Below are 12,789 nucleotides of genomic sequence, written 5' to 3'. Positions count from 1 at the left end.
TTCCGCCGGCTACCGTCTCCTTTCCCCCCCCCCCCGCTTCTTGGGATATTGTTCGCACTGAGACAGAGGAAACCCTTCCCCTTGTTCCTTCCCCTCTCTTCGGCAAGCCCACCGCCGGACTCCTCGCGGCAACCATGGAATGGGGACACTGGACCGCACCGTTCGTGCCGGTGCTCGACAGCGGGACGGCGCCGCAGCAACCCGTCGACAACCTGCTCGACGGCCCTGGAGCCGACATCGACGTCCTCATCGGCTGGACCGCGGAAGAGTCCGCTTTCACCTTCGCACTGGGCGAGACGTACGCGTCGGCGACGAAGGAACAGGTGCTCCGCCGGGCACGGGACAGCTTCGGCGACGGCGCGGCCGAGGCGTACGCGGCGTATGAGGCCGTGCGCCCGGGCACACGGCCGATCGACGTACTCATCGACCTGAGCACCGACGAGCTGTTCAGGAAGCCCACCCTTGCGTTCGCGGAAGCACGGGCGCTACGGGGTCGCCCTGTCTGGGCGTACGAGTTCGGGTTCCCCACCCCCGCGCATGACGGCCGCCTGGGCGCACCGCACTGCCTGGACCTGCCGTTCGTCTTCGACAATTTCGACAAGTGGTCGCACGCGCCGTTCCTCGCGGGAATGGACACCGGAATCAGGGACGGCCTCGCCAAGACCGTGCACCGGGCGTGGATCGCGTTCAACCGCACCGGCGACCCCAACCACCCGGCCATGCCGCGCTGGGACCGGTACGACCGGCAATCCCGCACCACCATGCGCTTCGACACCGTCACCACGGTCGTTTCGCATCCCGCTCCGCACTGACGGAGGACAGCAGTAACCGTGGCCAGGTCCGGTCCGGGCCGAGGTCGTAGGAACTCAGACGAGGGACCCGCCTATGGGCTGCTCCGTCCAGATGGTCTTCCCCGTACTGGTGAACCGGCAGCCCCAACGGTCGCTGAGCTGGGCCACGAGGAAGAGGCCACGGCCGCCTTCGTCCGTCTCCCGTGCGCGTCGCAGGCGCGGCTGGGTACTGCTGGGGTCGGAAACCTCGCAGACGAGCACCCGATCACGGATCAGCCGGAGCCCGACCGGTCCGCCCGCGTAGCGGATCGCGTTCGTGACGAGCTCGCTGACGACGAGCTCCGTCACGAAGCCCAGTTCGTCCAGGTCCCAGTCGGACAGCCGACCCGTCACCAGCTCACGGGCATGCGCAACGAGGGACAGATCGGGATCGAGTTCCCACTCGGCGACCTGATCGGGCGAGAGGACGCGGGTGCGGGCGAGCAGGAGGGCCACGTCGTCCGAGGGCTCCCGGGGCAGCACGCGGTCGAAGATGTCCTGGCTGATCTCACCCAGCGCCAGGCTCGGGTTCGCACCGGCGAGCGCGCTCCTCAGCCTGTCCATTCCTTCGTCTATGTCGCCGCCGCGGCTTTCGACGAGTCCGTCCGTGAAGAACGCCAGCATGCTGCCGGGCTGCACTGCGAACTCCGTGACCTCGAACGGCATTCCGCCGATTCCCAGCGGCGGTCCCGGCACCAGGCCGACGAAGGCCGGCTCGTCACCCGGTGGCAGAACGGCCGGCGGCGGATGCCCTGCGGTGGCGGCGACGCACTGCCCCGCCACCGGGTCGTAGACGGCGTACAGGCACGTCGCTCCGAGCACCGCGGGCTCCGTGCGTGACTCGCCGGTCATCTGCTCACTGGAGAACCCGAGCACCAGATCGTCCAGGTGCGTGAGCAGTTCACCCGGGTCCAGATCGAGGTCGGCCAGGGTCTGCACCGCCGTCCGCAGCCGCGCCATGGCCGCGGTGGCCTCCAGTCCGTGGCCGACGACGTCCCCGACGACGAACGCCACGCGCAACGACGGCAGGGGGATCACATCGAACCAGTCCCCACCGACTCCCATACCGCCGCCCGCCGGCCGGTAGACGCCCACCGTCTCCACGGCGGCGCAGTCCCAGGCCGAACGTGGCAGCAGGCTTCGCTGCAGGGCCAGCGCCGACTGGTGCTCCTTCGTATAGCGGCGCGCGTTGTCCAAACCCAGGGCGGCCCTGGAGACGACGTCCTGCAGCAGGGCTGCATCCTCCTCACCGAACGCGGAAGCCGGCTGACTGCGCCAGACCGTCACGCAGCCGAGGATCAGACCTCGTGCGTAGAGCGGCACCGCCACCGAGGAGTGCGCCCCCCGCGGAACGAACAACGGCAGGCTCTCCGGATCCACGCCGAGCTTCGCGTGCAGGACGGCCACGTCCGGCACCACCACGGGCAGCCCCCTCATGAGGGGACGCATCAACGTACTGTCCCCTACGGGAGGAAGAGCCTCTCCCACCGCCAGGAGATCCTCGGCGGATATCTCCGGACTCTGCGCGGCAGCGGTCCGGCGCAGGCGGACGTCGCCGCTGGTGTCCAGGTGCGAGGGCTCGTCGCCGACCAGCACCGGCTCGGCGATGTCCACGGTCGCCAGGTCGGCGAAATCAGGGACGAGCAGATTCACGAGGGTCTCGGCCAACTCGATGACGTCCAGGGAGGCGCCAATGCCCGCGGCAGCAGCGCGGGACAGCCCCGTCCGGCGTCGCCGCGCATCCCAGTCGGCCGCCTCCACCGCGGTTTCCGTTGGCGTGATCAGGACGAGCCACCGCGGCTCGGCGTCGGAATCGGCCGGTGCGCGAGCTGCGAGCCGTACGACCGTGCAGACCAGTGGGACCTTTGGGCCCGCGTGATCGCCACCCGGAATATCGCCACCCGGAACGGTGACGCTGCGCCCTGCCGGTCCCACCTCCGTTCCGGCGCGCGCCAGCAGCCCCAGCAGCGGAGCACAGATCTGCCCCGGCGAACATTCCAGCAGGGTCGCAGCCGACTGGGACCGGGCTACGACCACTCCTGCGCCGTCCAGGACGACCGCTGCCGTTTCGCTGACGGGCACCGAGGCCGGCCTCGGGCCACGACGCTCCGGTTCACGCATGTCGCCTCCACGCACCGTGACCTTCAGTATCGTCCCCTAGGGCCTGTCGTCAAACTCCCGTCGTCGCCCGAAGGGCGGCCTTGCGGCGTCTGGTGCGTGCTCTCGGCGTGCCGGGCGGAAGCCCGCGTACTGGACGTACATGGGCTTTCGCCCGGTGCGGCGAGAGCGCGTGCCAGGCGTCGCGAGGCAGGCGGGAGTTTGACGACAGGCCCTAGGGGAGGCCCGGCGACCCGCAGCGCGCCCTCGCCCGGCGGTGCCTGCGGCTACAGGCCGGTCGTCGCGCCCCCGCACTCAGTGACCGCTGCCCGTGTCCGGACCGGGCCGCCCATCGGCCGTCGTGGCGGCTGACCTCGATCGGGATGCCGAAGCGGCTCGCACGCCTCTCCATGCAAGAGCCCGGCCGGCAAACGAGGCCGGCCGGGCCTTCCTGCAGCAGCGTCGCCGATCCCGCGGCGCCCGCCCCATGAGGGGGAAAGACTCAGGCGGGGGTGATGTTCTCCGCCTGGGGGCCCTTCTGGCCCTGGGTGACGTCGAAGTTCACCTTCTGGCCCTCCTGGAGCTCACGGAAGCCCTGGGCGGCGATGTTCGAGTAGTGGGCGAAGACGTCCGGGCCGCCACCCTCCTGCTCGATGAAGCCGAAGCCCTTTTCCGAGTTGAACCACTTCACAGTTCCGGTAGCCATGTGCCCTCCAAGGGACTGGTAGCCGGTCCCGCACCATGCGGGAGCCGGAGGTGATCGCCCTGGTCCTCAGAGACTGTGAACAGCAAAATCGCCCGTGAATCCTGCACTCACGGACGACCGGTACTTCGGAACCATGACAGCTGGCGCTGACGGTACACGCACAGTGCTGCTCGCACTACAGGAACGCCGGGAAGCGCTCGCGCCCGGCTGCCACGGAAGCCCGACAGCTCCTCACGGCAGCCCGCCGATGCGGGCGATCAGGAGTGCGACGTCGTCGTCCGCCGCCGCCGGAACGAGGTGGGTGATCAGCGAGTCGCACAGGTGGTCCAGCTGCCGCTGCGGATCCGCGAGCAGGTGCGTCAGCTCGGCGAGCCGTTCGTCGAGGTCGCGGCCCCGGGCTTCGATCAGTCCATCGGTGTAGAGCACGAGAAGGCTGCCGGGAGGCACGCTGATCTCGACCGGAGTGAAGGCGATGCCCCCGACCCCCAGGGGGACACCGGGCGGAGTGTCCAGCAGCCGGACCGTGCCGTCGGGGAGCACGAGTGCGGGCGGCGGGTGCCCGGCCCGGGTGACGGTGCACTGTCCGGTGGCCGGGTCGCAGACGACGTACATGAAGGTGGCCAGCATCGGCTCGGCCAGATCGCCGAGGACCGCTTCCAGCTGCTGCAGCAGCCGTACGGGCGGAAGGTCCAGGCGCGCGAGGGCCCGTACGGAGGCGGACAGCCGGCCCATGACCGCGGCGGCGGCGATGCCGTGCCCCATGACGTCGCCGATGAGGAGGGCCGCCTTGCCGCCGGCCAAGGGCAGGACGTCGTACCAGTCCCCGCCGATCTCGTTGACGTCACTCGCGGGGAGGTAGCGGTGGCTGACCGCGATGCCTGGCGGCGGGGTGATGTGCTGGGGAAGCATGCTGCGCTGGAGGACGACCGCCGTATCGTGCTCACGGTGGTAGAGCAGGGCGTTGTCGATGCTGAGCGCGGCGCGGGCAGCGAGTTCACCGGCGAGGGTGACGTCTTCGGAGCCGAAGGGTCCTACCGGGCGGGTGCGGTGGAAGGTGGCGACGCCGATCACCGTCTCCCGGGCCACCAGGGGTGCCATGACCAATGAGTGCACACCCGCCGCGACGAGTTGGGCGGGCTTGGCCGAGTGCCGGGCGGCGGGGGCGACGGCCTGTTCGTCGAGACGGGCGATCAGGAAGGGCTGCCGGGACGCGAGGGCCTGCGTGTAGGGGGCGGCGACGGGGAAGACGAGCGTCCTGCCGAGGGGGGCGAGGATGTCGGTCACCTTGGAACCGGCCAGCGGGGCCTTGCCGAGGCGCCGCAGGGCGGCCCCGCCGGTCAGCCCCATGCCGGGCTCGTCCCCGCGCGCCAGCGCGTCCAGGACGTCCACGGTGACGGCGTCGGCGAGGCGCGGTACGGCGAGATCGGCGAGTTCCTGCGCGGTGCGCTCCAGGTCGAGGCTGGAGCCGACCCGGATGCTGGCCTCGCTGAGCAGGGCGAGCCGGCGCCGTCCGGCTTCGGCTTCGATGTGGTCGCGCTGCTGCTCGGTGATGTCGACGAGCGAGGCGATGACGCCGATCGGCATGCCGGCGGGATCCTCCACCCGTACGTAGGAGCACGACCACACGCGGTCATGGTCCGGTTCCGCCGGCGTCCGTCCGACACGGCGACGGTCGAGGACCGGCCGCCCGGTCGCCAGCACCTGCAGCATGGCCTCCTCCATCTCGCGGGCGTTCACCTCCGGGAGGATCTCGGCCAGGCTGCGTCCCACGTGCGCCGATTCCGGGAGACCGTTCATGGCTTCGAGCGCGGTGTTGACCTGCAGGAACCGCAGCTGCGAGTCGAGAATCGCGATGCCGACCGGGGAGCGGGCGAACAAGCCGTCCCATACCGCCGACGCCCCCCGGATGCGCCGTGCCGCGTGGGCATCGGCGGCGAAGACCAGCACTGTGGCCACGTCGTGCCGGCGGTCGGACACCGGAGAGGCCCAGATCTCCAGCTCCAGTGGGTGCCCGTCGCGGTGCCAGGCGGTCACCGTGCCCATCACGCCCCGCCCGGCGGCCGCGGCTTCCCAGAGCGAGCGGCCCAGACTGCGATCGGCTCCTGGATGGAGGAGGTCCGCGATGTTGCGCCCCAGCATCTGCGGAGGGGCGTAGCCGAGCAATTCCTGCGCGACCTGGTTCCAGCGCACGATCGTTCCGTCCGCGCTGGTGGCCACCAGCGCGACCGGCAGTGCGCCCAGCCATCCGCCGGCAGCCTGCGCGGCGCTGCTGATCAGCTCGTCGACCGGGACGCGCTCGTTCATCTGGCACCTGTACCCAACGCCGCAGTCTCCCCTGCGTCCGCGGTCACCGTCAGGCCCCGAGCCGATCGGGCGGGCCCTGCGGGAACCGGGTCCTACGGATCCATAGTCCGCCCGGTCGGCATGACACCGCCTCCTGGCGGATTCGGACAGACACGCTCCCGAGCACGCAGCACGTCTTCCACGGGCACCGATGATCAAGACCTCCTTGGCCCGCCGTGCGGTGGCGGGGTTCCCGGACGGCGCCCTCCCCCCCTTGTCGCCGGCCCGCGTCGCCTTGGCGGTCGGGGACGTCGCCGGTACGGGGGGCCGAGGCTGTACCGCCCGGGGGATCCCCGGGCGGCAAGCTGTTCTTCCGAACGTGGATATCGGGGGGAGGCAGAGCCTCAGGGGTGAGCGGTCAGGTGGAAGCTCTGGGCGGCCGAGTTGTCGCAGGTGCGCTGCACCAGCTGCACGCCGTTCGCCGCACTCCCTGTGGTGCTCAGGCACTTTCCGCTGTGCCGCGTGGTGAAGTGGTAGCGGCCCGGGGCTTCCCGTACCGGCAGCCACTGCTGGTTGCCGCCACCGCCGTAGGACCACAGCTGCAGCGGTGCGTTGTCGGCGGTGGAGACCCCGGTGACGTCGACGACCTGCTGCGGATTGCCCCGGATCGCGATCCGGGTGTACCCGCCGTCGGTGGGACGGAACTGGAACTGCTGGGCCGTGGTCCCGTTGCAGGTGTACTGCTGGATCGCCGTGCCGTTGGCCGTGGCCGCCGCTCGCGCGTCGACGCAGGCGCCGTTCGCGCCGTCGGCCAGTGAGTACCACGCGGTCTCCGAGATCGGGTCGGTCGGCGCAGGGCTGCCGGCCACTCCGCCGAGCCACTTGAGCCCGTCGATCAGGAAGCGGTTCTGTGTGGGGCTCGCGAAGGTCGAGGACAGCCGGGTGTTGGAGCCGTAGTCCATGGCGTTGTGCCCGAAGTTGGCGTACAGCATCTTGTACTGGGTGTTGGTCCAGAGGATCGGGTAGTAGCCGCTGTACCAGGACTGGTTGGGGTCCGTGCCCAGGGGGAAGCTCGTCGGGTCGACCGATGCCAGGACCTTGATGTCCGCGTTGGCGCGCAGGTCGTTCGACCAGCCGTACCACTCGCTGACCGCCGAGGTGAACGTCGCGGGCAGCCCGGTGGTCGAGGGGTGCGTCCGGTCCTCCGTGCGCAGTACCGCCGTGGTCGGCCCCCAGGTGTTGGTCCTGAAGTTCCCGCTGCCGAGGAACCCGTTGTAGTACCAGGGCCATGAGCCGGCGTTGGTGGTGAACGCCGAGGAGTGGAAGCCCATCCAGCCGCCGCCGGCCCTCACGTACCGCTCGAAGCCGGACCGCTGGGCGGCCGTCTTGGGTGCGTCGTCCAGGAACAGGACGACCTGGTAGTCGTTCACCCCTCCGTTCGCCAGCAGTTCCCAGTTCGTGGTCGGCGTGTAGGAAAAGTTGTTCTGCGCGGCGGTCCGCGGGAACCACTCGTTGGCTTCCTTGACGAAGTCGATGTGTGCGGCGTCCCAGGTGCCGTTGTAGAAGGCGATCACTTTGAAGGCCGGGGCCTGGGATGCGGCGGAGGCCTCGAGCCCGGCGTGGGCCGGGGCGGTCAGCCCCAGCGCCAGTGCCAGCAGGATCAGCAGCCGTGCTGCGAGCCACCTCACGGGTGGCTCACCAGGTTGGCCACGTTGGTGGACGCGTTGGAGGGTCCGCCCCGATCGTTGATGACGTGCCGGATGGTCCCGGTGCCGCCGAGCGAGACGGTCACCATGTTCTGGAAGCGCACGTTCGGGTTGTTGGGGGCCTCGAAGGCACGCTCGGCGGTCACGCTCGGGTTGACGTTGAAGTAGCAGTAGCTGCCGAGTCCGTAGGCCTGGTGGCTGGTGACCGAGTTCGCGACCTTGTACGCCGAGTAGCCCTGGGTGGAGCCGTTCATCCAGGCGGCCTGGGTCGGCGGGTCGTACGGCATCTCGTTCTGGTAGAAGTACGTCCGCCCGCCGTTGCCGTTCCAGATGGTCTGGTGCTTCTGGTAGTGCTCGACGAACAGGCCGTACATGGTGACGCCGTCGCCGTTGACGACGAGTCCGGTGTCGGCCGTGTTGGTGTTCCAGCCGATGCCGTCGCCGTGGTCGCCGCGCCAGATCCACATGTGGTCACCGATGACGTGATCGCTGTTGACGACCAGGCTCGTCGTCGCCTTGCCGACGGCGGCGCCGCCGACCCGGAAGTAGACGTCGTGCAGAGAGGTGGGGTTCGCCGCGTGGTTCGCGGCAGCGCCGGCCGGGCCTACCTCCATCAGGGTCTGCGAGTTGGTGGTTCCGGCGTCGAAGAGGACACCCGCGACCTTCACGCCGTCGACATCGGCGACCGTCATGGCCGTGACACCGTTGTCAGGAATGAAGGTGGCGAGGCCGAGACCCAGGACGACGGTGTCGGGCCGGGCCACCTTCAAGGTCTGGTTGAGGTGGTAGACGCCGGGGGTGACCAGCAGGTTCTTGCCCTCGGCCAGTGCGGCGTTGATCTGCGCGGCCGTCGCTCCGGCCTTGACGACGTAGAACTGGTCCATGCCGAGCGAGCTGCCCGCCGCGTTCCCGTTCGCCCAACTGGTGGCCGTGGAGTCGGTCCGCAGGGACGGGACGAACACCTTGTACGCGCCCGCGCCGTCCACGTACAGGAAGGGCTTCTCACGGACCGTCGGCGTCTGGTTCACCGTGGTGTACGGCGGATTGGGGAAGGTGTTGCCCGGCACGCCCTGGCTTCCGACGAACACCATGTTCCAGTTGGAACCGGTCCAGCTGCCGAGCTGGGAGTTGCGGGTCAGCCACTGCTGCTGGGTGCCGGACCGGACCTGCCCGTCGATCTTGCTGTCGGCCATGAATCCGCCGCTGGACCAGCCGCCGTCGCTCAGCTCCAGGTTGCCGCGGACGTGCATGCGGCGGTACGCGGAGGCCTGCGAGACCGCCCACCGGTCGGTGCCGCCGGTCGGGTTCACCGAGAGGTTCTCGGCGCCGCGCCAGAAGTTCTGGGTGGCGTTCTGCGGCGGGAACCAGTCCGCCTCCACGTGCACGGCGCCGTTGATCGTCACCGAGTCGGGCGACTGGCCGAGGCCGAGAACCTGGGTGTAGAAGCCGACGTTGACATCGTTGCTGTACGTACCCGGCTTGAACATCACGGCGTAGCGCTGGGAGCCGAACTGGTTGGTCTCCTGCTGCTGGAAGATGGAGTTCAGCCGGCTCTGGATGGTGGACGACGGCATGGACGGGTCGAAGACGACCACGTTCGGGCCGAGGTCGACATCCCCGGGCGCGGTGTTCACGGGCGCCACCTGGAAGCGCTGGGCCGCCGTGCCGTTGCAGGTGTACTGCACCAGCTGGACGCTGTCGGCCGTCGAGGCGGCCGGGACGTCCAGGCACTTGCCGCTGTGGCGGCTGACGAAGTGGTACGAGCCGCCGCCCTCGTCGACGGCCTGCCACTGCTGGTTGTTGCCGCCCCCGTACGCCCAGAGGTGCACGGCGGCATTGTCGGCCGAGGAGGTGTCGCTCACATCGACGACCTGATTGTTCGCGTTGCGGTTGCCGATCCGCACGAAACCGTCGCTGGTCGGCGTGAAGCTCCACTGCTGCGCGGTGCTGTTGTTGCAGGCGTACTGCTGCACCGCCGTGCCGTTCGCGGTCGCGGCCGACCGCGCGTCCAGGCACTTGCCGCTGCCGGCATTAACGGCTGTGGACCAGCCCGTCGGCAGGGCGGCGGCCGCCTTCGCGGAAGCGTTCGGGGTGGCGGCCCGTGGGGTGGCGGCCTGGCTCGGGTGAAGAGCGGTGAGGACCGAAGCGGCCGAGGCGGCGACCACGAAGGCCGCGACCCAGGGCCGTGTGACGCGGGGCCGGCTTGCGCCATGGCGAACCGCTCTGGGCGTGCGCGGGGAGCTGAGCACGTTCTCTCCTGTGCCGGCTGTACGGCGTGAGTGGGGGTGGGGTGGGGCGGGGATGGGAGGGGTCAGCCGTTGTACTGGGCGAAGACGCGGGTGAAGTCCCACGGCTGCTGGGAAACGCCCGAGCAGGTGTCGGCTCCGCCGCCGGTGCAGGGCCGGTCACGATTGACCGACCAGAAGGTCAGCCGCGCGAGGTGACGCTGTCGGGCGTAGCCGAGAATGGTGCGGAAGTCGTCGACGGTCACCGTTTCGCCGTTGTCGGTGATGCCGTTCATCGAGGAGATGCCGGTGTGGCGGTAGGCGAGGTCGTCCGAGTACCCGTAGGCGTTCTTGACCGCGTTCTTGAGGCCCTCGGCCGCACGGACGGTGAGTTGGCCCATGTTCTGGCCGGCGCCGCCGAAGTTGAACGGCATGATCGTCCAGCTGTCCACGGTCAGCCCGGACGCGGCGGCTTTGCTGATCAGGCTGCTGTCGGGGCCGTTCTGCCCGGTGCCGAAGGTGACGTACACCTTGATGCCTGGGTTGTCGGCCTTGACGGTTTTCAGCGCGTCGACCGTGCGCTGCTGGACGGTCGGGTTGTCGTACGCCGCCGCCTCGATGTCGATGTCGATGGCCTTCAGCCCGTACGCGTTGATGACCTTCTGGTACGCCGCGGCCAGCTCGCCCGCGCTGGCGCAGGAGCTTTCCAGCTTGTTGCCGCTCCAGCCGCCGAAGGAAGGGATGACGTCGCCGCCATTCGTCCGCACGGTGTTGACCGTCTGCTGGTCGACGCCTCCGGTCAGCGGCCGGCTGCCGTCCCACTGCGGGTTGCAGTAGCCGTTGCTGAGGACGAAGGCGAGCGTGAACCACTTGACGCCGGTCGCGTTCGTCACGGTGGTGGGGCTCGGCGGGCTCCCCCAGCCGTTGTACAGGTACGGCGCCACGGCCATCGCCCCCGGTCCGGGTGCCGGAGTACCGCCCCCGCCCGGCGCCGTCCACTTCTGGTTGGCGGCGCCGGTGCAGCTCCAGATCTGCAGCCGGTTGCCGTTGGCCGAACTGTTGCCCGTCGCGTCCAGGCACTTGTCTGCCTGCGGGTTGACGATGTCGCGGGCCGCGGTGGCCGACCACTGCTGGGCGGCGCTGCCGTTGCAGTCCCACAGCTGGATCCGGGTTCCGTCGGCGGTGCCACCCGATGCCACGTCGAGGCACTTGCCGAGCGCACGGATCGTGCCGTCGCCGACGACGTTCCACTGCTGTGCGCCGGTGCCGTTGCAGTCGTAGAGCTGTACGGCGGTGCCGTTGGCGCTGCTCGCCCCGGCGACGTCGACGCACTTGCCGCCGAGGCCGGTGATCTGTCCGGTCGCCGCTGCCGCGCCGATCGCGGGATTGCCGCTCAGGCCGGTGACGAGGGCGGCTGCCGCCGCTGTGCCCAGCACACCGCGCACGGAGGGCCTGCGCAGGATCCTCATAGTCATCGGGTCACCGTCCACTTCTGGTTGGCGGCCCCGGTGCAGGTCCATATCTGCAATCGGGTGCCGTTGGCCGAGCTGCCGCCCGAGGCGTCCAGGCACTTGTTCGCCTGCGGGTTGACGATGTCCTGAGCGGCGGGGACGGCCCACCGCTGGGCGGCGGAGCCGTTGCACTCCCACAACTGGACCGGCGTACCGTCGGCCGTACCTCCCGAGGCCACGTCCAGGCATTTGCCGAGTGCGCGGATGGTGCCGTCGGTGCCCACGCTCCAGCGCTGGGCGGCGCTGCCGTTGCAGTCGTAGAGCTGTACGGGGGTGCCGTTGGCGGTGCCCGCGCCCGCGACGTCCACGCACTTTCCGCCGGTTCCGGTGATGGGACCGCCGCCGCCCGGCTGATCGCCGCCGGTGGTGACCCGTACGTAGTCGACCAGGAGCTGCTGGGGGAAGACCGTGCTGCCGCCCGGGTCTCCGGGCCAGTAGCCGCCGACCGCGAGGTTGAGAATGAGGAAGAAGGGCTTGTTGAAGACCCATTGCTTTCCGCCGAGGTCGGCGGGGGTGCGGCGCTGGTAGACCGTGCCGTCGACGGACCAGGTGATCGCGTTGGGGCTCCAGTCGACGGCGAAGGTGTGGAAGGCGTCGGCGAACGCCTGACCACCGGGCAGGGCGTACCCGGCGCCGATTCCGCCGGTGCCGGAGTACCCGGGACCGTGCAGGGTGCCGTGGACAGTGGATGGCTCGAACCCCACGTTCTCCATGACGTCGATCTCACCGGAGTCGGGCCAGCCGACCTGGCCGATGTCGCTGCCCAGCATCCAGAACGCGGGCCACATGCCCTGTCCGCGCGGGATCTTCATCCGGGCCTCGACACGCCCGTACGTCGTGGTGAACTTGCCGGCTGTGTTCAGCCGTGCGGAGGTGTACTCACATCTTCCGTACCAGCACTGGTAGTTGGCCGGGTTCTCACGGCGGGCGGTGATGGCCAGGTGGCCCTGGCCATCGAGGGCGGCGTTGCGGTTGCCCGCCGTGTAGTACTGCCGCTCGTGGTTGTTGACGTTGTCGCCCGTCTCGATCTGCCACTTCCCGCCGTCTACGGCGGCGCCCGCCGGTCCGTCGAACTCGTCGGAGAAGGTGACAACGGCCGCTGCTGCGGCCGCTGCTGCGGGTGGCCGCGCCGCCGGCGCGGGCGCACCCTGCGCAAGACCGGTGGACAACGACGCGAGGGTGAGGACCGAGACGAGAGACAGGAGCAGGCGTCGGGATAAGTGTGGGGGGTGCATGACTCTCCCTTCCAGGGAGCATGACGGATATATCGCCGGATGGCATGCATATGACAACCTGGGGATCGCATGGGAACCCCAACGATTGCTGCGCCGACAGGGATTGGGGGCAAGGAAGTGAACCGGAGCCCCTTTCATCACAACCTGATTTAAGTAGTGAACGAAAACCCTGTCAAGGATTTGGTCTGGACCACAT

8 protein-coding genes are annotated in these 12,789 nt (G+C 69.5%); 1 reads left to right on the top strand and 7 read right to left on the bottom strand.

Annotated features, from left to right (window positions below; genetic code table 11):
- Window positions 1–134 precede the first annotated feature (134 nt).
- The gene (locus tag ACFWBW_RS17090; RefSeq protein ID WP_385373179.1) at window positions 135–812 is read left to right on the top strand and encodes a carboxylesterase family protein; all 678 of its coding nucleotides are present in this window, start codon (window positions 135–137) and stop codon (window positions 810–812) included.
- Between the two features lie 54 nt (window positions 813–866).
- Here ACFWBW_RS17090 and ACFWBW_RS17085 read toward each other — a convergent pair whose 3' ends face one another.
- From ACFWBW_RS17085 to ACFWBW_RS17055, 7 genes are all read right to left on the bottom strand, one after another.
- The gene (locus ACFWBW_RS17085; RefSeq protein ID WP_385373177.1) at window positions 867–2,951 is read right to left on the bottom strand and encodes a SpoIIE family protein phosphatase; all 2,085 of its coding nucleotides are present in this window, start codon (window positions 2,949–2,951) and stop codon (window positions 867–869) included.
- Between the two features lie 478 nt (window positions 2,952–3,429).
- Window positions 3,430–3,633: a cold-shock protein gene (locus ACFWBW_RS17080; protein WP_114041062.1), complete on the bottom strand. Its 204-nt coding sequence runs from the start codon at window positions 3,631–3,633 to the stop codon at window positions 3,430–3,432.
- Between the two features lie 231 nt (window positions 3,634–3,864).
- Window positions 3,865–5,937 (bottom strand): SpoIIE family protein phosphatase, encoded by a 2,073-nt coding sequence (locus tag ACFWBW_RS17075; protein WP_385373175.1) that lies wholly within the window; start codon window positions 5,935–5,937, stop codon window positions 3,865–3,867.
- Between the two features lie 383 nt (window positions 5,938–6,320).
- Entirely contained in the window at window positions 6,321–7,604 is a 1,284-nt protein-coding gene (locus ACFWBW_RS17070; RefSeq protein WP_385373173.1) for a ThuA domain-containing protein, read from the bottom strand.
- Complete coding sequence (locus ACFWBW_RS17065) at window positions 7,601–9,787, bottom strand: RICIN domain-containing protein (protein WP_385373303.1); 2,187 nt, start codon at window positions 9,785–9,787, stop codon at window positions 7,601–7,603. The genes ACFWBW_RS17070 and ACFWBW_RS17065 overlap by 4 nt, the downstream gene beginning before the upstream one ends.
- Window positions 9,788–9,933: 146 nt before the next feature.
- Complete coding sequence (locus ACFWBW_RS17060) at window positions 9,934–11,322, bottom strand: ricin-type beta-trefoil lectin domain protein (RefSeq protein ID WP_385373171.1); 1,389 nt, start codon at window positions 11,320–11,322, stop codon at window positions 9,934–9,936.
- Window positions 11,319–12,593 (bottom strand): lectin, encoded by a 1,275-nt coding sequence (locus ACFWBW_RS17055; protein ID WP_385373169.1) that lies wholly within the window; start codon window positions 12,591–12,593, stop codon window positions 11,319–11,321. Before ACFWBW_RS17055 ends, ACFWBW_RS17060 begins: the two co-directional genes overlap by 4 nt.
- Window positions 12,594–12,789 lie beyond the last annotated feature (196 nt).

Source organism: Streptomyces sp. NPDC059957, from assembly GCF_042730015.1.
Lineage (GTDB): Bacteria > Actinomycetota > Actinomycetes > Streptomycetales > Streptomycetaceae > Streptomyces.
This window is presented reverse-complemented; position numbering and strand designations above follow the sequence as displayed.

Excerpts from the sequence above, each read along its gene's own strand:
- ACFWBW_RS17090 (WP_385373179.1), top strand. The coding sequence starts at position 135 with ATGGAATGGGGACACTGGACCGCACCGTTCGTGCCGGTGCTCGACAGC.
- ACFWBW_RS17085 (WP_385373177.1), bottom strand. The coding sequence starts at position 2,951 with ATGCGTGAACCGGAGCGTCGTGGCCCGAGGCCGGCCTCGGTGCCCGTC.
- ACFWBW_RS17080 (WP_114041062.1), bottom strand. The coding sequence starts at position 3,633 with ATGGCTACCGGAACTGTGAAGTGGTTCAACTCGGAAAAGGGCTTCGGC.
- ACFWBW_RS17075 (WP_385373175.1), bottom strand. The coding sequence starts at position 5,937 with ATGAACGAGCGCGTCCCGGTCGACGAGCTGATCAGCAGCGCCGCGCAG.
- ACFWBW_RS17060 (WP_385373171.1), bottom strand. The coding sequence starts at position 11,322 with ATGACTATGAGGATCCTGCGCAGGCCCTCCGTGCGCGGTGTGCTGGGC.
- ACFWBW_RS17055 (WP_385373169.1), bottom strand. The coding sequence starts at position 12,593 with ATGCACCCCCCACACTTATCCCGACGCCTGCTCCTGTCTCTCGTCTCG.